This window comes from Pseudomonas sp. SJZ077 (assembly GCF_007993905.1).
GTDB lineage: Bacteria > Pseudomonadota > Gammaproteobacteria > Pseudomonadales > Pseudomonadaceae > Aquipseudomonas > Aquipseudomonas mandelii.
Genome location: NZ_VIUJ01000002.1, coordinates 39703 through 61074, shown reverse-complemented (window position 1 = coordinate 61074; position 21372 = coordinate 39703). Strand labels below are relative to the sequence as shown.

General features: G+C 59.9%; 18 protein-coding genes and 1 pseudogene. 4 read left to right on the top strand and 15 right to left on the bottom strand.

Annotation, left to right across the window (positions count from 1 at the left end; genetic code table 11):
- Positions 1-135 precede the first annotated feature (135 nt).
- The 3 genes from betA to betI form a co-directional block, all read right to left on the bottom strand.
- Complete coding sequence (betA, locus tag FBY01_RS03920; RefSeq protein WP_077747261.1) at positions 136-1839, bottom strand: choline dehydrogenase; 1704 nt, start codon at positions 1837-1839, stop codon at positions 136-138.
- 124 nt (positions 1840-1963) lie between these two features.
- Positions 1964-3436: a betaine-aldehyde dehydrogenase gene (gene betB, locus FBY01_RS03915; protein ID WP_145306773.1), complete on the bottom strand. Its 1473-nt coding sequence runs from the start codon at positions 3434-3436 to the stop codon at positions 1964-1966.
- A gap of 110 nt (positions 3437-3546) precedes the next feature.
- Positions 3547-4140, bottom strand: coding sequence for a transcriptional regulator BetI (gene betI / locus FBY01_RS03910; RefSeq protein WP_010466984.1), 594 nt, complete (start codon positions 4138-4140; stop codon positions 3547-3549).
- Positions 4141-4518: 378 nt separating this feature from the next.
- Between betI and FBY01_RS03905 the strand changes: the two genes are divergently transcribed.
- Entirely contained in the window at positions 4519-6468 is a 1950-nt protein-coding gene (locus FBY01_RS03905; RefSeq protein ID WP_224795543.1) for a BCCT family transporter, read from the top strand.
- A gap of 254 nt (positions 6469-6722) precedes the next feature.
- Here the strand turns inward: FBY01_RS03905 and choV are convergent, their stop codons facing one another.
- From choV to FBY01_RS03890, 3 genes are all read right to left on the bottom strand, one after another.
- Positions 6723-7901 carry a choline ABC transporter ATP-binding protein gene (gene choV, locus FBY01_RS03900; protein WP_010466986.1) on the bottom strand — a complete coding sequence of 393 codons (1179 nt, stop codon included), beginning with the start codon at positions 7899-7901 and terminating at the stop codon, positions 6723-6725.
- Positions 7898-8743, bottom strand: a complete 846-nt coding sequence (choW, locus tag FBY01_RS03895; RefSeq protein WP_010466987.1) for a choline ABC transporter permease subunit — start codon at positions 8741-8743, stop codon at positions 7898-7900. The genes choV and choW overlap by 4 nt, the downstream gene beginning before the upstream one ends.
- A 77-nt stretch (positions 8744-8820) precedes the next feature.
- The gene (locus tag FBY01_RS03890; RefSeq protein WP_010466989.1) at positions 8821-9771 is read right to left on the bottom strand and encodes a choline ABC transporter substrate-binding protein; all 951 of its coding nucleotides are present in this window, start codon (positions 9769-9771) and stop codon (positions 8821-8823) included.
- Between the two features lie 436 nt (positions 9772-10207).
- Between FBY01_RS03890 and FBY01_RS03885 the strand changes: the two genes are divergently transcribed.
- Positions 10208-11584, top strand: a complete 1377-nt coding sequence (locus tag FBY01_RS03885) for an L-serine ammonia-lyase (RefSeq protein ID WP_010466990.1) — start codon at positions 10208-10210, stop codon at positions 11582-11584.
- Between the two features lie 611 nt (positions 11585-12195).
- A complete protein-coding gene (locus FBY01_RS03875) occupies positions 12196-13299 on the top strand; it encodes a GlxA family transcriptional regulator (RefSeq protein WP_010466992.1) in 1104 nt (367 codons plus the stop codon).
- A gap of 131 nt (positions 13300-13430) precedes the next feature.
- Here the strand turns inward: FBY01_RS03875 and FBY01_RS03870 are convergent, their stop codons facing one another.
- The 6 genes from FBY01_RS03870 to choX form a co-directional block, all read right to left on the bottom strand.
- Positions 13431-13694, bottom strand: coding sequence for a hypothetical protein (locus FBY01_RS03870; RefSeq protein WP_010466994.1), 264 nt, complete (start codon positions 13692-13694; stop codon positions 13431-13433).
- A gap of 371 nt (positions 13695-14065) precedes the next feature.
- Positions 14066-15226 (bottom strand): gamma-butyrobetaine dioxygenase, encoded by a 1161-nt coding sequence (locus FBY01_RS03860; protein ID WP_145306775.1) that lies wholly within the window; start codon positions 15224-15226, stop codon positions 14066-14068.
- 14 nt (positions 15227-15240) lie between these two features.
- On the bottom strand, positions 15241-15717 hold the full coding sequence (locus tag FBY01_RS03855; protein WP_010466998.1) for a thioesterase family protein: 477 nt from the start codon (positions 15715-15717) through the stop codon (positions 15241-15243).
- Between the two features lie 131 nt (positions 15718-15848).
- Positions 15849-16814: an L-carnitine dehydrogenase gene (locus FBY01_RS03850; RefSeq protein ID WP_010466999.1), complete on the bottom strand. Its 966-nt coding sequence runs from the start codon at positions 16812-16814 to the stop codon at positions 15849-15851.
- Positions 16815-16956: 142 nt separating this feature from the next.
- The gene (locus tag FBY01_RS03845; RefSeq protein ID WP_145306777.1) at positions 16957-17844 is read right to left on the bottom strand and encodes a 3-keto-5-aminohexanoate cleavage protein; all 888 of its coding nucleotides are present in this window, start codon (positions 17842-17844) and stop codon (positions 16957-16959) included.
- Between the two features lie 75 nt (positions 17845-17919).
- Complete coding sequence (choX, locus tag FBY01_RS03840) at positions 17920-18864, bottom strand: choline ABC transporter substrate-binding protein (RefSeq protein ID WP_145306779.1); 945 nt, start codon at positions 18862-18864, stop codon at positions 17920-17922.
- Positions 18865-19073: 209 nt separating this feature from the next.
- Here choX and FBY01_RS03835 point away from each other — a divergent pair, with 209 nt between their 5' ends.
- Entirely contained in the window at positions 19074-20033 is a 960-nt protein-coding gene (locus FBY01_RS03835; protein ID WP_145306781.1) for a GlxA family transcriptional regulator, read from the top strand.
- A 139-nt stretch (positions 20034-20172) separates the two neighbouring features.
- On the opposite strand, the gene FBY01_RS03825 is transcribed toward FBY01_RS03835, so the two are convergent.
- The 3 genes and pseudogenes from FBY01_RS03825 to FBY01_RS03815 form a co-directional block, all read right to left on the bottom strand.
- Positions 20173-20589, bottom strand: coding sequence for a DUF3010 family protein (locus FBY01_RS03825; protein WP_010467002.1), 417 nt, complete (start codon positions 20587-20589; stop codon positions 20173-20175).
- Between the two features lie 32 nt (positions 20590-20621).
- A pseudogene (locus tag FBY01_RS03820) lies at positions 20622-20852 on the bottom strand (helix-turn-helix domain-containing protein); the annotation flags it as partial.
- 10 nt (positions 20853-20862) lie between these two features.
- The gene (locus FBY01_RS03815) at positions 20863-21264 is read right to left on the bottom strand and encodes a lysozyme inhibitor LprI family protein (protein WP_010467005.1); all 402 of its coding nucleotides are present in this window, start codon (positions 21262-21264) and stop codon (positions 20863-20865) included.
- Positions 21265-21372: the final 108 nt, after the last annotated feature.

The following is a 21372-nucleotide window of genomic DNA, read 5'->3' as shown; positions in this document are numbered from 1 at the left end:
TCAGTTAGAGATGTGTTGCTTGGTCGGGCGCCTTCGCGGGCAAGCCTCGCTCCTACAAGTAATCGCGTTCCCTTGTAGGAGCGAGCGGTGCGACGACTCGATTTGCCCGCGAAGGGCGCACCTCGGTATTAAGTCTTACTGAGCGGTAAGGCTCACTTCCCGCAACGGCTTGCCACGCACCGGCGCATCGCCGGCCACGTAGTAATCGGCCTTGCTGCGCGGCAACGGCTGGCGACCACGGATCTTGTCGGCGATTTTCTCGGCGATCATGATCGTTGGTGCGTTCAGGTTGCCGGTGGTGATGATCGGCATGATCGAGGCATCGACCACACGCAGGGCTTGCAGACCATGCACTCGACCTTCGCCATCGACCACGGCCATCTCGTCGGTGCCCATCTTGCACGAGCAGGAAGGATGGAACGCGGTTTCGGCGTGTTCGCGGATGAACTTGTCGAGCTGCTCATCGGTTTGCACGTCGATGCCCGGGCTGATTTCGCGACCACGGAAAGCGTCCAGTGCGGGCTGTTGCATGATTTCACGGGTCAGGCGAATGCCGTCGCGGAATTCCTGCCAGTCCTGCTCGGTGGCCATGTAGTTGAACAGGATGCTCGGGTACTCGCGCGGATCCTTGGACTTGGCCTGGATGCGACCACGACTCGGCGAACGCATGGAACCCATGTGCGCCTGGAAACCGTGCTCTTTCACACCGTTGCTGCCGTTGTAGTTAATCGCGACCGGCAGGAAGTGGTACTGGATGTTCGGCCAATCGAATTCTTCGCGGGTACGGATGAAACCGCCCGCTTCGAACTGGTTGCTGGCGCCGATGCCGGTGCCGTTGAACAGCCATTCGGCACCGATGGCCGGCTGGTTGTACCAGAGCAGCGACGGGTACAGCGAGACCGGTTGGGTGCAGGCGTATTGCAGGTACAACTCGAGGTGATCCTGCAGGTTTTCGCCGACGCCGGGCAGGTCATGGACCACAGGGATGTCGAGCTTGTTCAGCAGTTCAGCCGGGCCGACGCCGGAGCGTTGCAGAATCTGCGGCGACGCGATGGCGCCGGAGCACAGCAGCACTTCTTTGCGGGCACGGGCTTCAACGCGCTCTTCAGCGGCACCGATCAGGTAACGCACGCCAACGGCACGCTTGCCTTCGAACAGGATCTTGTCGGTCAGGGCGTGGGTGACGATGGTCAGGGTCGAACGCTTCTTGGCGATGTCCAGGTAACCGCGAGCGGTGCTGGCGCGGCGGCCGTTCGGCGTCACGGTGCGGTCCATCGGGCCGAAGCCTTCTTGCTGGTAACCGTTGAGATCTTCGGTGCGCGGGTAACCGGCCTGTACGCCTGCTTCAACCATCGCGTGGAACAGCGGGTTGTTGCCGGCTTTCGGCGTGGTCACGCTGACCGGACCGTCGCCACCGTGGTAGTCGTTCGGGCCGATGTCGCGGGTTTCAGCCTTGCGGAAGTACGGCAGGCAGTTCAGGTAGTCCCAGTCTTCAAGACCTGGAAGCTTGGCCCAGTTGTCGTAGTCCATCGCGTTGCCGCGGATGTAGCACATGCCGTTGATCAGCGAGGAACCGCCGAGGCCCTTGCCGCGACCGCATTCCATCTTGCGACCGTCCATGTGTGGCTCTGGATCGGTTTCGTAGGCCCAGTTGTAGCGACGGCCTTGCAGCGGGAACGCCAGGGCGGCCGGCATTTGCGTGCGGAAGTCCAGACGGTAGTCCGGGCCGCCTGCTTCGAGCAGCAGGACGGTGACGCCTTCGTCTTCAGTCAGACGGGTCGCCAGGGTGTTACCGGCCGAGCCGGCACCGATGATGATGTAATCGAATTCTTGGGACATAGGCCCTCCGGGAGTTTCAAGCTTCAAGCTTCAAGCTGCAAGAGAGCAGCGAGCGGTGTTGAGATGGAGCGGCAAACCAAACTGCTTTTACTTGCAGCTTGAAGCTTGCCGCTGGATCAGCTAATCAAAATACCGAAACGTACTCACCCAGTTCGACCTGCACGGACTTGATGCGCGTGAAGTTATTGAGAGAGCTGATCCCGTTTTCACGACCAACACCGGACTGCTTGTAGCCGCCGACCGGCATCTTCGCGTCGGACTCGCCCCAGGCGTTGATCCAGCAGATACCGGCTTCCAGTTGATGAATCACGCGGTGAGCGCGGTTCAGGTCCTTGGTGACGATGCCGGCGGCCAGGCCGAAGTCGGTGTCGTTGGCACGACGGATCACTTCTTCTTCGGTGTCGTAGGTCAGGATCGCCATCACCGGGCCGAAGATTTCTTCGCGAACGATGGTCATCTCGTCGGTGCAGTCGGTGAACACGGTCGGGGCCACGAACGCGCCTTTGGCGAATTCGCCTTCGGTCAGACGATTGCCGCCGCACAGCACGCGAGCACCTTCTTCCTTACCTTTGGCGATGTAACCCAGCACGCTTTCCATGTGGGCGAAGCTGACCAGCGGGCCGAAGTTGGTGTTCTCGTCTTCCGGGTTGCCGATGCGGATGCGCGCAACGCGCTCAGCGATCTTGGCTTCGAAAGCGGCTTTCAGCTGAGTCGGCACGAACACGCGAGTGCCGTTGGTGCAGACCTGACCGGAGCTGTAGAAGTTGGCCATCATCGCGGTGTCGGCGGCGCGATCGAGGTCGGCGTCGTCGAAGATGATCAGCGGGGATTTGCCGCCCAGTTCCATGGTCACGTCTTTCAGCGACGAAGCGGAAGCGCTGGCCATGACCTTCTTGCCGGTGTCGGTGCCGCCGGTGAAGGAGATTTTTTCGATGCGTGGGTGCTCGGTCAACCAGGTGCCGACTTCACGGCCGCTGCCGGTCAACACGTTGAACACGCCGGCTGGCAGGCCTGCCTCGGTGTAGATCTCGGCCAGTTTCAGCGTGGTCAGGGAAGTGACTTCGCTTGGCTTGAAGATCATCGCGTTACCGGCCGCCAGGGCTGGCGCGGATTTCCACAGGGCGATCTGGATCGGGTAGTTCCACGCGCCGATACCGGCCACGACGCCCAGCGGCTCGCGACGGGTGTAGACGAACGACGTGGTACGCAGCGGGATCTGCTCGCCTTCGATGGCGGGCACCAGGCCTGCGTAGTACTCCAGCACGTCGGCACCGGTGACGATGTCGACATACTTGGTTTCGGAGAACGACTTGCCGGTGTCCAGGGTTTCCAGGGCGGCCAGCTCATCGTTGCGCTCGCGCAGGATGTCAACGGCACGACGCAGGATGCGCGAACGCTCCATGGCGGTCATTGCGGCCCAGATTTTCTGGCCCTTTTCGGCGCTGACTACCGCGCGCTCAACGTCTTCCTTGGTCGCACGCTGTACGGTTGCGAGGACTTCACCGTTAGCCGGGTTGATGGCTTCGAAGGTGGCGTCGCTGCTGGCGTCGGAGTAACCGCCATCGATGTAAAGTTTTTGCAGTTCGAAACGGGCCATAGTGTCCTCGCAAATGCATAAGTGGTTGGCGTAGGCCACTGGAGTGAAGCCATAGGGTTGTGGCAACACCGATCAGCAGCAGTTCAGGGGTTGAGCGATTTATGTGTGCTCTAACTCACCTGCTTGGCCAGTTGAAAGTCCATGTATTCGTAAGCGATCCGGTGCGCCTGCTCGGTGTCGAAAGCATCTCCCGACAGCGCGCCGCGCAACCACAAACCGTCAATGAGGGCTGCCAGGCCCCGGGCTGCACTGCGCGCGTCATCGAGCGGCAATACGCGGCGGAACTGGCAGCACAGGTTGGAATACAGGCGGTGATCGTTGATCCGCTGCAACCTGTGCAAAGACGGGTGGTGCATGCTGGTGGCCCAGAAGGCCAGCCAGGTTTTCATTGCCGGGCCATTGACCTGGCTGGCGTCGAAGTTGCCTTCGATGATCACCTGGAGGTGCGCCCGCGGGCTGCTGTCCTCCAGCGCCTGACGGCGCGCGGTGACGTTCTCGCTCAGGACACTCATCAGGTACTGCGCCGTGGCAGCAATCAGGCCGTTCTTGTCCTGAAAATAGTGACTGATGATGCCATTCGAGACACCGGCCAAACGGGCGATCAGCGCAATGCTGGCGTCCCCCATTCCGACCTGATCAACCGCCTGCAATGTGGCTTCGATCAATTGCTGGCGGCGGATGGGTTGCATACCGACCTTGGGCATCTTGCACATCTCCTTAGGCCTTCCGGCGGACGTAAAACGTCTATCGGATTGAGGGCCAGTCTATTTTGTTTTGATTGAACGTTCAATCAACAAAGAATAAGATCTGCGACAATTCGTCGCTGCTTACAGATTTTTCCTACGTGTAAATGACGATAAACCGACATCCAAAACGGCTCGAAACCCCTACGCACTGGCGTTCCGGGCTTCGGGCTTTTTTCGGGGTGTCTTTATATCACCCGTCGGTCGGCTGCCAACTAACCGATTGGTCGGGTACCGCGTTGCCTTGTGTTCTTCTCTCGCACTGCCTGGAGCATCTGTGCCATGAGTTCTGCCTCTCTAATAAAGACCCCGCCCGAGAAGGTGACGGTCAACGGTTGGGTGTTCTACACCTCTACCGCGCTGATTCTGTTGTTGACCGCCATTCTGATCATCGCCCCGCAAGAGGCCGGCAGATTGCTCGGCATCGCCCAGGCCTGGTTGTCCCGCAGCTTCGGCTGGTACTACATGGTGGTGATCGCCGCCTACCTGGTATTTGTCGTCGGCCTGGCGTTTTCGTCCTACGGCAAGCTCAAGTTGGGCAGCAAGGATGACACCCCGGACTTCAGCTACGGCGCGTGGGCGGGGATGCTGTTCTCGTCGGGTATCGGCATTTCGCTGCTGTACTTCGGTGCTTCCGAGCCGCTGGACCATTACTTCAACCCGCCGGAAGGCGTGGCTGCCAGCAACATGGCCGCCCGTCAGGCTGTGCAGCTGACATTCCTGCATTGGGGCCTGCATGGCTGGGCGATCTACGCCTTGGTCGGCCTGGCCGTGGCGTACTTTGCCTACCGTCATAACCAGCCGCTGGCGTTGCGTTCGGCGTTGTATCCGCTGGTGGGCGAGCGTTGGGTCAAAGGCGCGGCCGGCCATGCGGTGGATGGTTTCGGCATGTTCGTGACCCTGCTGGGGCTGGTGACGAACCTGGGGATTGGTTCGCTGCAAGTGTCGTCGGGCCTTGAAAACCTGTTCGGCATGGAACACAGCAACACCAACCTGCTGATCGTGATCATCGTGATGAGCACCGTGGCGACCATCGCGGCTGTGTCGGGTGTGGAAAACGGCATTCGCCGTCTGTCGAACCTGAACATCGTACTGTTCAGCGGTCTGCTGATTTTCGTGCTGCTGTTCGGCCCGACCTTGCACCTGTTGAACGGCTTCGTGCAGAACGTCGGCGACTACCTGAACGGCGTGGTCCTGAAGACTTTCGACCTCTACGTTTACGAAGGCGACAGTGAGAAGTCCGACCGCTGGCTGGGCCTGTGGACCCTGTTCTACTGGGCCTGGTGGATTTCCTGGGCCCCATTCGTCGGCATGTTCATCGCGCGTATTTCCCGCGGTCGCACGGTGCGTGAACTGGTGGCCGGCGTGCTGCTGATCCCGTTGGGGTTCACCCTGGCGTGGCTGTCGATCTTCGGTAACTCGGCCCTGGACCTGGTGATGAACCATGGGGCGGTGGAGCTCGGAAAGACGGCGCTCGAACAGCCGTCGATGGCGATCTACCAATTGCTTGAGCATTACCCGGCATCGAAGATTGTGATCGGCGTGTCGATCTTCGTCGGTTTCGTGCTGTTCCTGACCCCGGCGGATTCCGGCGCGGTGATGATGGCCAACCTTTCCTGCAAGGGCGGCAACGTCGATGAAGATGCGCCGCACTGGTTGCGGATCTTCTGGTCGGCGGTGATCACCCTGGTGACCATCGGCCTGCTGTTCGCCGGTAACTTCGAAGCGATGCAAACCATGGTGGTGTTGGCCGGTCTGCCGTTCTCGGTGGTGCTGGTGTTCTTCATGTTTGGCCTGCACAAGGCGATGCGCCAGGACGTGCAGATCGAACAGGAGCAAGCGGAGCTCGCAGCACGCGGTCGCCGTGGTTTCAGCGAGCGTTTGACGCAGCTGGACCTGCAACCGAATCAGTCGATCGTTCAGCGTTTCATGGACAAGCAAGTCAGCCCGGCGCTGGAAGATGCGGCCGTGCAATTGCGTGCCCAGGGTCTGGACGTGCAAACGTTGCTGGGCAAGTCCAAGCGTTGCATGGGTGTGCGCATCGAGATGGAAGAGGGCAACCCTTTTGTCTACGAAGTGAGCCTGGATGGCTATCTGGCGGCGGCGAGTGAAACGGTGTCGGCCGAAAGCGCTGACGAACCGCGTGCGCGCTATTACCGCGCCGAGGTTTACTTGCACAACGGCAGCCAGGATTACGACTTGATGGGCTTCACTCAGGATCAGATCACCCGTGACGTGCTCGATCAGTTCGAAAGCCATCGGCAGCTCCTTGGCCGTGTCTATAGCTGAAACTTGAGGTCATGCGGTGCAAGTTGCTGCACCGCAGATCCATTGTGGCGAGGGAGCTTGCTCCCGCTCGACTGCGTAGCAGTCGCATTTAACGATAACGCGGTCTTTCTGAATGACCGTGGTGTCTGGTTTTGGGGTTGCTGCGCAACCCAGCGGGAGCAAGCTCCCTCGCCACAGTTATCAGCATTCCAAGCCAAATATCTGCACTAACAAAAACGCCGCGATCCTCTCGCGGCGTTTTTGTGTCTGTTGCCTTAACCCAGGTTCTTGCCGAGCAGTGCGTGATACAGCTCGCTGTCGCCCAGAATCCCGACCACTTTGTTGTTGTCGTGCAGCACCAGTTTGTTGCCGGTCTGATAACGAATCTGCAGCGCATCGCGCATGCCGATGTTCGAGTCCACCAGCGTTGGCCGACGACCCAGGCCTTCAACCGCTTGCCCTGGAATCCAGTTCTGCAGATCCAGGCTCGCGCCGTTCTGGCGGGCGCCTTTGATGGTGTTGCCTTCGGCCAGGTCCAGCCATGAATCGCCGCCCGGATCGAGGCACACCGAACCGTTGATGCGTTTGCAGTTGTCCAGGGTGCGCATCAGGCTGCGACCGCACAGCACGTTCAGCGGGTTAGTGTGCGCGACGAAGGTCCGCACGTAGTCGTCCGCCGGGTTGAGCACGATCTCTTCCGGCACGCTGTACTGGATGATTCGGCCGTCTTTCATGATTGCGATACGGCTGCCGAGCTTCAGGGCTTCATCGAGGTCGTGGCTCACGAACACAATGGTTTTGCTCAGCTTGCTTTGCAGTTCCAGCAATTCGTCCTGCAGGCCTTGGCGGATCAGCGGGTCGAGCGCTGAGAACGGTTCGTCCATCAGCAGAATGTCCGCATCCATCGCCAGCGCACGGGCCAGGCCCACGCGTTGCTGCATACCGCCGGAGAGTTCGTCAGGCTTCTTGTTGCGCCACTGGGTCAGGCCCACCAGCTCAAGCTTGTCGTCCACCAGTTTGCGGCGTTCTTTCTCCGGGCGACCCTGCATTTCCAGACCGAAACTGATGTTCTCGCGCACCGTCAGCCACGGCATCAGCGCGAATTTCTGGAACACCATCGCGATGCGCTTGGTGCGCATCATTTTCAGTTCTGCCGGGGTACAGGAAGCGATATCGATCTGCTTGCCTTCGTGCTCGACGAACAACTTGCCACGGCTCACGGTGTTGAGGCCGTTGATGCAACGCAGCAGGCTGGATTTGCCGGAGCCCGACAGGCCCATCAGCACGCAGATTTCGCCTTTTTCCACGTCCAGGCTGGCTTTTTCAACGCCGACGATCTGCCCGGTTTTTTTCAGGATCTGGTCGCGGGTCATGCCTTGGTCGAGGAGCTTGAGCGCCTCGCGTGGATCTTTGGAGAAGATTACGTCGACGTCTTCGAAGCGAATAATGCTCATGCGTCACCCCCTGCTTTAGCGTCGGGTTGTTTGCAGATACGGTCGAGCATGATCGCCAGCAGTACGATCGCCAGGCCGGCTTCGAAGCCCAGGGCGATATCAGCAGTGTTCAGTGCGTTGACCACAGGTTTGCCCAAGCCGTCGGCGCCCACCAGAGCCGCAATCACCACCATCGACAATGACAGCATGATGCACTGGGTGATACCGGCCGCGATGCTTGGCATGGCGTAAGGCAGTTCGATGCGTGCGAGTAACTGGCGGCGCGAGCAGCCGAAGGCTTTGCCGGCGTCCATCAGTTCTGCGGGAACATCACGGATGCCCAGGTAGGTCAGGCGGATAGGCGCGGCAATCGCGAACACTACCGTGGAGATCAGACCCGGGACCACGCCCAGCCCGAAGAGGGTCAGGGTAGGAATGAGGTACACAAACGTCGGTACGGTCTGCATCAGATCGAGCACCGGCCGCATCAGTGTGTAGAACATCGGTTTGTGCGCGGCGACGATACCCAACGGTACGCCGATGACCACGCAGACCAGGGTCGCGAAGAGCACCTGGGCGAGGGTTTCCATGGTTTCCTGCCAGTACCCCAGGTTGAGGATCAGCAGAAAGGAGGCAATGACGAAAACGGTCAGCCCCCACTTTCGTTGAATGAAATGAGCCAGTAGTGCGATGAGGCCGATCAATGCCAGCGGGTTGAACCAGGTCAGCGCGAAAGTCACGCCGTGGATCATCGTTTCCAGTGACACGGCGATGGCGTCGAAGGTGTTGGCGCCGTGTTGCGTCAACCATTCAACGAAGCCCGCGATGTACTGGCCTAGAGGTATTTTCTGATCAATCAGCATGGTAGTGAACGTCCGCATGCAAGGAAATAAACAGCCCGGGCGAGCGAACCCGCCCGGCGTAAGCGATGCTTCCTAAATCAAGGCTGCGCGAGCTTGGCTTTCACGGCTTCCAGGCCAGGTTTACCGTCAATGGTGGTTACGCCAGCGAGCCAGGTATCGAGCACCTGTGGATTCTTTTTCAGCCAGGCCTTGGCGGCCGCGTCAGGCTTCATTTTGTCGTCCAGGACGTTGCCCATCAGCGTGCTTTCCATGTCGAGGGTGAACACCAGGTTTTTCAGCAACTGACCGACGTTGCTGCATTCCTGCGCGTAGCCCTTGCGGGTGTTGGTGAAGATGGTCGCCTGACCGAAGTTCGGGCCGAAGAAGTCGTCGCCGCCGGTCAGGTACTTCATCTTGAAACGTGTGTTCATCGGGTGTGGTTCCCAGCCCAGGAACACCACGGCGGTGTTGCGGCGCTGGGCGCGATCGACTTGCGAGAGCATGCCTGCCTCGCTGGACTCGACCACCTTGAAGCCGGCGTCTTTCAGGCCGAAGGCGTTCTTGTCGATCATGCTCTGAATCAGGCGGTTGCCGTCGTTGCCCGGTTCGATGCCGTAGATCTTGCCGTCGAGTTCTTTCTTGAACTTGGCGATGTCGGCAAAATCTTTCAGACCCTTGTTATACAACTCTTCGGGCACGGCGAGGGTGTATTTTGCGTTCTCGAGGTTGGCGCGCAGGGTCTCCACGGTACCGGCATCACGGTAAGCCTTGATGTCGTTTTCCATGGTCGGCATCCAGTTGCCCAGGAACACGTCCATGTTCTTGCCGTCGGCCAGGGACTTGTAGGTCACCGGAACGGAAATCATCGTGGTTTTGGTCTTGTAGCCCAGGGCATCGAGAACGACGCTGGTGGTGGCGGTGGTGACGGTAATGTCAGTCCAGCCGACATCGGAGAAGTTTACGGTGCTGCACTGAGCGGGTTCTGCAGCTTGAGCCAGTAACGGCAGACTCAGCATGGCGGCCAACAACAACGACGGGGAACCTTTCATGGATGGACTCCTTGGTGTTTTTTTTGGCAGTGTTCCGACTGGACCACCGCACTTATAGGTTGCGGTTGGATGGCGTTTTGGAGACAGCTCTACCACGGCGCCTTGCAATCGAGTCGATACGATCATGTACCAGTGAAAATCTGACGCCTACAGGGTGCGTCGTAACCAGTACAGGGATGGTCGCATCCAGTGTCGGTGACGTCGTTTACAGCTTTTTTCAGCCCCCTTTGCCTCCCTGATCCGCAAAAAAACGGCGAAAACGAAGCGTAAAACGCCTGCGGCGTTAGTGAGCATGAGTGCGTCGGTGTGAGACGTCGAACGACACGGAAAAAGCCTGATGATGCGGCCAATCTCGGCGGATTGCAGCTTGAGCGTAGCAGCTCCGTCACTGGGCGCTTTTGCGTCTGGAGTTGGCACATCCAGGAGTTCGGCAGTAATGGCTATCAGTGTTTTCGACCTGTTCAAAATCGGCATCGGCCCTTCCAGTTCGCACACCGTGGGACCTATGCGGGCCGCCGCGCTGTTCGTGCAAGGTTTGCGTGAGCAGGGTCTTTTGGAACAAGTGCGGCGCGTTGAAGTTCAGCTTTATGGTTCGTTATCGGCCACCGGAATCGGTCACGGCAGCGACAATGCTGTGATCATGGGCCTGATGGGCGAGTGGCCGGACGCGATTGATCCGTCGCAAATCGGCATCCGTATCGAAACCTTGCGCGAGACCCACACTCTGTTGCTCGACGGTCGCTTGTCGGTGCCGTTTATCTGGGCCCGCGACATGCGCCTGATCGACGAAAACCTGCCGTTCCACCCTAACGCCATGACCCTGATCGTCGAAGGCGAACACGGTGAGTTGCATCGCGACACCTACTATTCCATCGGCGGTGGTTTTGTCGTGGATGAAGCGCAGGCTTCCAGCGGCGTGGTCGATCTGGATCGCACCGTGTTGCCCTACGATTTCTCCAGCGCTGTCGAACTGCTCAGCCTGTGCCAGAAGCACAACCTGCGCGTCGCCGAATTGATGATGGCTAACGAGAAGGTCTGGCGCAGCGAGGAAGAGATTCGCAGCGGTCTGATGAAGCTCTGGCGCGCCATGCAGGATTGCGTCGATCAGGGCCTCAAGCACGAAGGCATCTTGCCTGGCGGCCTGAATGTGCGCCGTCGTGCGGCCAAGTTGCATCGCAGCCTGCAAGAGCTGGGCAAACCCAACGTCATCGGCTCGACCTTGAGCGCCATGGAATGGGTCAACCTGTTCGCCCTGGCGGTCAACGAAGAGAACGCTGCCGGTGGGCGCATGGTGACGGCACCGACTAACGGTGCGGCGGGAATCATTCCGGCGGTGTTGCACTACTTTATGAAGTTCAGCGAGGCGGTGACGGACGCCAACGTGGTCGACTATTTCCTCAGTGCTGCGGCAGTGGGAATTCTGTGCAAGAAGAACGCTTCGATATCCGGCGCCGAGGTCGGTTGTCAGGGCGAAGTCGGTTCAGCCTGCGCGATGGCTGCGGCCGGGTTGGCAGAGATCCTTGGCGCGACCCCGGAGCAGTTGTGCAACGCGGCGGAAATCGGCCTGGAACACAACCTCGGCCTGACCTGCGACCCGGTGGGCGGGCTGGTTCAAGTGCCGTGCATCGAGCGCAATGCGATTGCCGCGGTGAAAGCCATCAACGCGGCGCAGATGGCGCTGCGCGGGGATGGTCAGCACTTTATCTCGCTGGATCGGGTGATCCGCACCATGCGTGATACCGGCGCCGATATGCATGACAAATACAAAGAGACTTCGCGGGGAGGGTTGGCGGTGAGCGCGGTTGAGTGCTGATAACGCTTAACTCTCTGGTGAAATGAGTATCTGTGGCGAGGGAGCGTGCTCCCGCTCGGCTGCGCAGCAGCCGAATAGCCCGCGACCGGGTATATCTGAAAGTTCGCGTTTGCAGTTTTCAGGGCCGCTTCGCGCCCCAGCGGGAGCAAGCTCCCTCTCCACAGAAAAGTCATCTGCGAGAGAAGACCAGTCAAAACTGCGCGCTAAGTGAACACCGGAATTAAAACGCGCCACGTTTTGGCGCGTCGCTTACAGATAAGCGGCTTCACCCAGGACAGGGATCCAACCTGGCCATTACCGCCTGTCACCTGTGCTTGTGGTGACACTCTCCAATAAGTCGCCGTAGCCCTGTTCCCACAAGTGCTACCGATTTGCTCAAGCCCAACGGGGCAGAGCGCCTCCCGCCGATAATGGCACTTATAACCCCCACTCGCGGCAAGGCTTATTTAGACACACCGCGACGTCGTTTTCAGGAGTTATTGAATGACCATTCAACTTTAGGCATGGCAATTGCTCTGTCATTACAAAGCCCGTCTCCCACGCGAGAACGATGGCAATAACAAGAGCCTCCGCCTGAGGCCATCACCCGCTTTGTGTGAGGAGATACCGCGATGACGACGTTCAACTCCGGGGCTCAACCCCAGAACCGTGCGCCTCAATCCATCGGCTTTCTGCTGCTGGACAATTTCACGCTTATTTCTCTGGCCTCCGCAGTAGAACCTCTGCGCATGGCCAACCAATTGTCCGGCCGCGAGCTGTATCGCTGGACCACGCTCACCGTCGACGGTGGTCAGGTCTGGGCCAGTGACGGTCTGCAGATCACCCCCGACTGCTCCATGCACAAAGCGCCCCCACTGGACACCATCATTGTCTGCGGCGGCATCGGCATCCAGCGCACCGTTACCCGCGAGCACGTGTCGTGGCTGCAAAGCCAGGCGCGTCAGTCCCGCCGTCTCGGTGCGGTCTGCACCGGCAGCTGGGCCTTGGCGTGCGCCGGCCTGCTGGACGGTTTTGATTGCAGCGTGCACTGGGAATGCCTGGCCGCGATGCAGGAAGCGTTCCCCCGTGTAGCCATGAGCACACGCCTGTTCACCCTCGACCGTAACCGTTTCACCAGCTCCGGCGGCACCGCGCCGCTGGACATGATGCTGCACCTGATCAGCCGCGATCACGGTCGTGAACTGTCGGCCGCGATCTCGGAAATGTTCGTCTACGAACGCATCCGCAACGAGCAGGATCACCAGCGCGTGCCGCTCAAGCACATGCTCGGCACCAACCAGCCGAAGTTGCAGGAAATCGTCGCGCTGATGGAAGCCAACCTGGAAGAGCCGATCGACCTCGACGAACTGGCGGTGTATGTCGCTGTTTCCCGTCGTCAGCTGGAGCGCCTGTTCCAGAAATACCTGCACTGCTCGCCGTCGCGTTACTACCTCAAACTGCGCCTGATCCGTGCCCGGCAGCTGCTCAAGCAAACGCCGATGTCGATCATCGAAGTGGCGTCGGTCTGCGGCTTCGTGTCCACGCCGCACTTCTCCAAGTGCTACCGCGAATACTTCGGCATTCCGCCGCGTGACGAACGCGTAGGTTCCAACACCACGCAACAGGTGGCGATGATGCCGTTGCCGCAAGCACTGGTGCTGTCACCGCTGTCCGGGCCGTTGTCGGCGCTGAGTCAGGCGCGTAATGAGTCGACGTTTGCCAGCGTAAGGCTCTAATGCTCTGATCGTTCCCATGTGCTGCGTGGGAATGCCTCAATGGACGCTCTGCGTCCGCTTCGGCAGGGACGCGGAGCGTCCCGGGCTGCATTCCCACGCGGAGCGTGGGAACGATCATGGTGAGGCGCTACTCAGGCGCTACGGCTTTGTTGATACTCCGCCAGCGCCGGCAGCAATTGCTTGTCGATCGCCTGGCGCACGGCCGGCAGGATGGTCGCACTGCTGGTGTACATCTGCTTGACCATAGTTCGCAGATCCGTTGCCCGTTCGTTGTTCAAACCCCGTACCGCGCACTCGCAGGCCTGCTCGGCGTTAGCGCCAGGGGGCACTGCAAATCCTAACGCCTTGAGCTGGCCCAACAGGTCTTCCTGGTCAATCAAATCGGCGTACATCATGACGCAATCCTTCTTCAGGGAACGGTGTCGTGATTCGATTCTCATCGGGGCAAGAGGTGGCGGCAAGGACGTTTTGTCGCAATGGCCGCGATACCTATGAACAGGTCGTTTTCGGCTAACTTGCGAAAGGGGAGAGTGGGCACACTGGATTCAGCTGGCAACACGAAGGTTTGGTCACCCTCGCGCGAAGGCTCCTCAACAGTACCCTCCTCAGCTCCGATCCTGTCACGGCTTGATCGGGGTTTTTTTTGCCTGTGAATCAGGGCGGGATGGGGTGTCCGGGCTGACGACATCGCGAGCAGGCTCACTCCCACGGGGATATGCGATCCCCTGTAGGAGCGAGGCTTGCCCGCGAAGAACGATGACGCGGTCTAGCGTTGCAACACAAGGATCCGCGACAACAATTCATCCCGATCAACATAGCACCCTTGAAAATGACGGGCGCCACTGGCGGGATCAAACGCATTGCGGGCATGAAGGGTGCGGCGGTTGTCGAAGCACCACAGCTCACCGGGATTGAGCCGCGTCATCACCCGGAATCGCGCTTCGCGGGTCATCGCAATAAACCGCCGATAAGCGCGGTACAGCTTGGGCATGTCCTCGATCGAGGCATCAAACGGTCCGCGTAGAAAGTTCGCCATGCGGATTTCCGACACCTGCCCAAAGGCATCCAGCGCGATGATCGGCGCGAGACGGCGGTAGTCGCTGTGGCGATCTTTGTTGCGGAACTCCACCGGGATTTCGCAGAGGCTTTTAAACGACTCGGGATCTTCCTCGCGCAACGCTTGGGCTATGGCAAAGCCGTCGACAAAAATACTCTCGCCACCGTCCGCGTCATTCACCAGGCAATGCAGAAATTGCAGCCCCGGTTGCAACTCTCGAGTCGGCAAATCGCTATGCAGCGGCAGGTTGAAGGCGGTGTAGGCGTTGCTATCGGCATCGGCCTTGGATTGCACGTTGAACAGCACGCCGAAATTGCTCTCGCGGATGAAGGAAATCCGCTGGGCGATCAGTTTAAGTGAGCCGGGTTCGGTGGGTACGCCGCGCACTTGAGTCAGGCCGATATCGCGCACCGCCAGCAGCCATTGCAGCAAGGCGTCGTTGTCGTTCATCAGCGCCTGGTATTCGAACGCCGGCAGCTGCAAGTCGCTTTTCCACAGCCTGGATTTTGGTTTGCCGGCACGGCGTTCGGCACGGGACGCGTCGTCATAGGCGTGAGCGCGCAGCCAGCCCGGGTCGAAGCGGCTTAGGTGGCCGTCCTGCCATTCGACGCTGAGGCAACCTTCGGCGTCGACGTTTGCCGCTGTCGGCACCAGGTCCTCTGCGACGTCGACGATTTCCAGCACTTGCTCGCGGGTCACGGTGTAGACGCACTGCGGGCACGGGCAGTTATCTCGAAGCCATTGATGATGAAAGGGGCTGACCCGGCCGTCAGCCCACTGCACTTGAATTCGATCCGCCAGGGTTTGCACGGCGGACAACGCGCTGATCAACGGGTAGGTACGGAAGTCGGCAAAAGCGGCGGTGTTCAATGGCGATCTCCTTGTTATTTTTTAGGGGGTAATGCGATCACTCGGCCAATGTAGGCGGGGGTTGGCAGGTCGGTTTGCTCGGCGACGATGGCTTGCAGCTTGCTCAGGGTGTCTTCGCTGAACGGTGCGGAGCGAGGTCCGGCGAGGTCCACGTGCAGCAGCATTTGTTCGTTGCCCGCCAGTTCCTTGTCGTCGCCGACCAGATGCAGGCTGTGATAGAGGTGCAGGCGTTTGCTGTCGTGGCCGATGATTTGGGTACGCACTTCGACGTCAGCGTCGAGCTTTACTTCATGCAGGTAATTGAGGTGCAGTTCGAGGGTGAACAGCGAATTGCCGCTGGCTTCGCGGTTGTTGCTGTCCATGCCCAGGCGATCCATCAGGGCGTCGGTGGCGTAGCTGAAAATCAGCAGGTAGAAGGCATCGCGCAGGTGGCCGTTGTAGTCGACCCAGTCGGGGATGATTTTGGTTTGGTAGGTGGTGAGTGCGGGCATGTCGTCACATCCGAAATGGTTGAGGCCTGCAGGAGCGAGGCTTGCCCGCGAAGAGGCCGGTACATTCGACGGATCTCTTGCGGCAGGGAAATTGCCTTCGCGGGCAAGCCTCGCTCCTACAGGTGGGGTGTTTAGTCAGCGAACGCCATCCCATGCTTCTCTTTGGTGGTCTTCACCGCTTCCAGCACCGCCAGCAAGCAATCATCACGATAGCGCTCCAGCGCGGAAATGCTGTGCGTGCCCAACTGATCGCTGGTGCCATCCACCACATCATCAATCAACTTGTCGGTCAGTTCCGGTGCTGGCAGATACGTCCACGGTAACTGCAACGCCGGTCCGAATTGCGCCATGAAGTGCCTCATACCCGCATCGCCACCCGCCAGGGTGTACGTCAAGAACGTGCCCATGAATGACCAGCGCAGACCCGCGCCAAAGCGAATCGCATCATCGATTTCTCCGGTGGTCGCCACACCGTCGTTGACCAGGTGCAGCGCCTCCCGCCACAGCGCTTCGAGCAAGCGGTCGGCGATGAACCCCGGCACTTCCTTGCGCACGTGCAGCGGACGCATGCCCAGGGATTCGTAGACTTTCATCGCCGCTTGAACGGCTTGCGGTGCGGTGTTTTTGCCGCCGACCACTTCCACCAGCGGCAGCAGGTAAACCGGGTTGAAGGGGTGCCCGACCACGCAGCGTTCCGGGTGCGTCGAACTCTCGTAGAACTCGCTCGGCAACAGGCCGGAAGTACTGGAACCGATCAAGGCATTGGGCTTGGCCGCCGCGCTGATTTTACTGTGCAGTTCCAGTTTCAGATCGAGGCGCTCAGGGGCACTTTCCTGAATGAAGTCCGCGTCGCGAACGCATTCCTCAATGGTTGCGACAAAGCGCAGCCGATCCTGTGAAGCACCCGGTGCCAAGCCTTGTTTCTCCAGCGCACCCCAGGCATTGGCGACGCGTTTGCGCAACGCGGCTTCGGCGCCAGGCGCCGGGTCCCAGGCGACAACGTCGAGGCCGTGGGCGAGGGCGCGGGATACCCAACCGCTGCCGATGACACCGCTGCCCAGGGCTGCGAAGGTTTTGATTTCGGTGATAAAGCTCATGGCGTCGTCCTAAAAGAATTCGGTGATCTCTGTAGGAGAGAGGCTTGCCCGCGAAGAGGCCGGTACATCCGACGGATCTCTTCCGGCAGGAATGCCGCCTTCGCGGGCAAGCCTCGCTCCTACAGGTTATGTGCGTGGGGGATTAGCCGCGCTTGGTCAGGCCCATTTTTGCCCGTCCTTCCGCCGGAGTCAGGACGCGGGCACCGAGGCGGCTGAGGATTTCCGAGGCGCGTTCGACCAGTTGGCCGTTGGTCGCCAGCACACCCTTGTCCAGCCAGATGTTGTCTTCCAGGCCAACCCGCACGTTGCCGCCGAGCAGCACCGCTTGCGCCGCCATCGGCATTTGCATGCGACCGATGCCGAAGCCGGCCCACACCGCGTTCGCGGGCAGGTTGTCGACCATGGCTTTCATAGTGGTGGTGTCGGCCGGCGCGCCCCACGGAATGCCCAGGCACAGCTGGAACAGCGGATCGTCGAGCAGGCCTTCCTTGATCAACTGCTTGGCGAACCACAGGTGACCGGTGTCGAAAATTTCCAGCTCGGCCTTCACGCCCAGCTCTTGAATGCGTTTGGCGCCTGCGCGCAGTTGCGCCGGGGTGGACACGTAAATGGTGTCACCGTCGCCGAAGTTCAGGGTGCCGCAGTCGAGGGTGCAGATTTCCGGCAACAGTGCTTCAACGTGGGCCAGACGGGTCAACGGGCCCACCAGGTCGGTGTTCGGACCGAACTCCATCGGGGTCTCGCCCGCGCCGATTTCCAGGTCGCCGCCCATGCCGGCGGTGAGGTTGACGATGATGTCGACGTCCGCCTCGCGGATACGCTCCATCACTTCGCGGTACAAGGCCACGTCACGGCTGAATTTGCCGGTTTCGGGGTTGCGCACGTGGCAGTGAACGACCGTGGCACCGGCCTTGGCGGCTTCCACGGCGGCAGCGGCGATTTGTTTCGGGGTGACCGGCACGTGTGGGCTCTTGCTGGTCGTGTCGCCAGCACCGGTGAGTGCGCAGGTGATGATGACGTCGTGGTTCATGAGGCGGGTTCCTTGCAGGCGTGATGATTCCGTTCGCAGCCCCGCAGGGCTGCGATCCGGTGGTTCAATCGGGGTTTATTTGCTGGTCAGTTTCAAATTGTCAGCGGCCGGTTTGCCATCGAAGGTGGTCACGCCTTCGAGCCAGCGTTGCTTGTCTTGCGGGTGATCTTTCAGCCATTGTTTGGCCGATTCGAAGGCGTCCTTGTGATCCAGCAGCGGCTGCATCATCCGGCTCTCGTCTTCGGCGGTGTAGGTCAGGTTGCTCAGCAATTTGCCGATGTTCGGGCACTGCTGCGCATAGTTCGGCGAAGTGACGGTCCAGACCGTGGCCATGCCTTCGTTCGGGCCGAGAGCGTCTTCGCTGCCGGTGAGGTAAGTCATCTGCACGTTGACGTTCATCGGGTGCGGCGCCCAGCCGAAGAACACCACGGCTTCTTTGCGGCGCACGGCGCGATCCACCGCCGCGAGCATGCCGGCTTCGCTGGACTCGACGAGCTGGAATTTGCCGAGGCCAAACCGGTTCTTGGCGATCATTGCCTTGATCTGAGTGTTAGCGCCCGAGCCAGGCTCGATGCCGTAGATCTTGCCGCCCAGTTCTTTTTCGAACTTGGCGATGTCGGCGAAGGTTTTCAGACCCTTGTCGGCGAGGTAAGTCGGAACGGCGAGGGTGGCGCGGGCGTCTTTCAGGCTAGGCGCTTCAAGCACCTTGACCTGATTGGCGTCGACGAACGGCGTGATGGTCTGGGTCATCAGCGGGTTCCAGTAACCCAGGAACAGGTCCAGGCGCTGGTCGCGGATCCCGGCGAAGATGATTTGCTGGGAGGCGCTGGTTTGTTTGGTGTTGTAGCCGAGGCCATCGAGCAGGACCTGGGTCATGGCACTGGTGGCGATCACGTCGGTCCAGTTCACGACGCCCATGCGCACGTTCTGGCATGAAGCAGGTTCGGCCGCCATGACGCTGGCGCTCAAGAAGGCGGTACCGCTGAGTGCAAGAACACAGCTGCTGATCAGTCGTTTCATGTCGGGGTTCCTCGGCAGACGTTATTGTGGGTTCCGGCATCTTTGTGCGCCGGTGATGCCAAGTTACGCAGCTAAGGCCCCGTGAAAGCGCACTGCGGCGACCAGCTCTTGCACTGCAGCGACCTGCGCTCTTGAAAGCCTGTTGCAAGTGGCGTATCAACGTCCACACGCTACCCGCCCTCTCGTTACCTGCCAGTCGAGTGCGCTCCATGTCCCAGGACTTCTACTTCATGTTGATGCCGGGTTTCTCGGCCATCGGTTTTATCTCGGCCATCGAGCCGCTGCGGGTCGCCAATCGCTTTCGCGGCGAGTTGTATCGCTGGCACGTGCTGAGTGCCGATGGCGGGGCGGTATTGGCCAGCAATGGCATGTCGGTCAACGCCGATGCGGCGCTGGAGCCGCTGAAGAAAGGTGCAACCCTGTTGGTGGTCGCCGGCTTCGAACCGCTGAAATTCGCCACGCCCGTGCTGGAGCACTGGCTGCGCCGTCTGGACAACGAGGGCGTGACCCTCGGCGCCATCGACACCGGCAGCTTCGTCCTCGCCGAAGCCGGCCTGCTCGACGGCCATCGCCTGACCCTGCACTGGGAAGCCATCGACGCGTTCAAGGAGTCTTATCCACAGCTCAGCGTCACCCAGGAGCTGTTCGAGATCGATCGCCGCCGTATCACCTCTGCCGGCGGTACAGCCTCCATCGACCTGATGCTCGACCTGATCGCCCAGGCCCACGGCCCGGAACTGGCGATCCAGGTCAGCGAACAATTCGTGCTCGGGCGCATCCGCCCGCGCAAAGACCACCAGCGCATGGAAGTCGCCACGCGCTATGGCATCAGCAACAAGAAGCTCGTTCACGTTATTGGTGAGATGGAGCAGCACAGTGAACCACCGCTGAGTACGCTTGAGTTAGCCGAATCGATCAAGGTGACGCGGCGCCAGTTGGAGCGCCTGTTTCGGTTGCACCTGAACGACACGCCGAGCAATTTCTACCTGCGCTTGCGGCTGGAGAAGGCCCGGCAGTTGCTGCGACAGACGGACATGAGTGTGCTGGAGGTGAGCATTGCGTGCGGTTTTGAATCGCCGTCGTATTTCACCCGCAGCTATCGGGCGAAGTTTGCGCGGTGCCCGCGCGAGGATCGCCGACGGCTAGGTGATGGGCGAGAGCTGGTCTGAGCACAGATTCCAACAACACCCAAAAACCCTGTGGGAGCGAGGCTGCTCGCGAATGCAATCTGTCAGCCGCCATTGATGTCGACTGACCCACCGCTTTCGCGAGCAGGCTCGCTCCCACAGTTATGATTTGGTGTGGATCTTATTTCTTCATTAAGGCCGAGCAGGCTGCTTTGTAGGCTTCATGCTGATACTTGTTCAGCGTCGCTGGCAGTTCCACGTTGTGCTTCTTGCTCTGCGCATTGATCGTTTGCGGCGACAGCAGCGTCACCTCGCAATTTTCCAGCAGCTGAAACACACCCTCGATCTTGAACGTGGTCGGTCCACCGGCGAACTCGCCTTTCTTGCTGCGCTTCTTGATCGCGATCCGGTCGATGGAGTTCTCGCGTACAAACGACGCCACCTGAGCGGCGAAGACTTTGACGTTCGCGGCTTCGTCGTCATCGTCGAGGGCGATTTTCTTGGTGGGCAGGGCTGCGTGACTCAGCGTCTGACCGTCCAGGGACGCGACGGCAATGATCGCTTCGCTGCCTTTGATTTCGATGCCGCAGATTTTCATTTCGATCCCTTTCACAAATGGTTGTGTGCAGCCTACAGCTCAAGTTGATTAGCCGTGATGCCAAACGCCGCGGCAATTTTCTCGCGGGTGGCCTTGCGAGGCTTCGCTACAGTCTCTTGCTGGGCAAAAGCAGGTTGAGAAATGCCCATGCGTTTGGCCACCTCATCCTGTGTAAGGTTCAGGTGTTCGCGCCAGGCCCTGACCGGTAACGCGCCATCAACGATAAGGCTGACTACTTCGTGAGGGATCAAATCATTCTCCATATTTATGTTTTCACTCCTGCCCAATCGACTCCAAAAACTCCGACCGCTCATCACTCATCCGCGCCACGCAATCGTTCTGCGCAATGGTGAACGCCTTGCTGCCACTGGTCGCCGGAAACGCTTCCACCGCGCAATCCGCATCCCGGGTTTTCAGCCACTGCTGCTGCGCGGCCTTGAGCTTGGCGGTGATGTCGCTCAGTTGCGCCGGGTTCTTGCCGTAGGCCGTTTGCATGCGCTCGGTCAGGCTTTGGTAATTGTCCTTGAGCAGGTCTTCGGCGGTGGTTCTGCTGAAGGCGGAGCATTCCAGGGTCTGGACGTCGTTTTCGACCTTGTCGCAGGGGTTGTCGTCGGCCTCTTCAGCTGCGTGTACGCCGGTCGCTATCAGTGCCAAAGCCAGGAAGATCGTTCTCATTGCGACGCAGCCCCTATTTTTCAGTGCCTATTCAGTAATGCAGCGGATTCTGGCCCAAGCAGCGGCCCTTGAACAGGTGGGCGATTGCGTCGATCAACGACCCTTTGT

Bases quoted from the DNA above. Each gene is read 5' to 3' on its own strand.
- betA (WP_077747261.1), bottom strand. From the start codon at position 1,839: ATGTCCCAAGAATTCGATTACATCATCATCGGTGCCGGCTCGGCCGGT.
- betB (WP_145306773.1), bottom strand. From the start codon at position 3,436: ATGGCCCGTTTCGAACTGCAAAAACTTTACATCGATGGCGGTTACTCC.
- betI (WP_010466984.1), bottom strand. From the start codon at position 4,140: ATGCCCAAGGTCGGTATGCAACCCATCCGCCGCCAGCAATTGATCGAA.
- choV (WP_010466986.1), bottom strand. From the start codon at position 7,901: ATGAGCATTATTCGCTTCGAAGACGTCGACGTAATCTTCTCCAAAGAT.
- choW (WP_010466987.1), bottom strand. From the start codon at position 8,743: ATGCTGATTGATCAGAAAATACCTCTAGGCCAGTACATCGCGGGCTTC.
- FBY01_RS03890 (WP_010466989.1), bottom strand. From the start codon at position 9,771: ATGAAAGGTTCCCCGTCGTTGTTGTTGGCCGCCATGCTGAGTCTGCCG.
- FBY01_RS03885 (WP_010466990.1), top strand. From the start codon at position 10,208: ATGGCTATCAGTGTTTTCGACCTGTTCAAAATCGGCATCGGCCCTTCC.
- FBY01_RS03875 (WP_010466992.1), top strand. From the start codon at position 12,196: ATGACGACGTTCAACTCCGGGGCTCAACCCCAGAACCGTGCGCCTCAA.
- FBY01_RS03870 (WP_010466994.1), bottom strand. From the start codon at position 13,694: ATGATGTACGCCGATTTGATTGACCAGGAAGACCTGTTGGGCCAGCTC.
- FBY01_RS03855 (WP_010466998.1), bottom strand. From the start codon at position 15,717: ATGCCCGCACTCACCACCTACCAAACCAAAATCATCCCCGACTGGGTC.
- FBY01_RS03850 (WP_010466999.1), bottom strand. From the start codon at position 16,814: ATGAGCTTTATCACCGAAATCAAAACCTTCGCAGCCCTGGGCAGCGGT.
- FBY01_RS03845 (WP_145306777.1), bottom strand. From the start codon at position 17,844: ATGAACCACGACGTCATCATCACCTGCGCACTCACCGGTGCTGGCGAC.
- choX (WP_145306779.1), bottom strand. From the start codon at position 18,864: ATGAAACGACTGATCAGCAGCTGTGTTCTTGCACTCAGCGGTACCGCC.
- FBY01_RS03835 (WP_145306781.1), top strand. From the start codon at position 19,074: ATGTCCCAGGACTTCTACTTCATGTTGATGCCGGGTTTCTCGGCCATC.
- FBY01_RS03825 (WP_010467002.1), bottom strand. From the start codon at position 20,589: ATGAAAATCTGCGGCATCGAAATCAAAGGCAGCGAAGCGATCATTGCC.
- FBY01_RS03815 (WP_010467005.1), bottom strand. From the start codon at position 21,264: ATGAGAACGATCTTCCTGGCTTTGGCACTGATAGCGACCGGCGTACAC.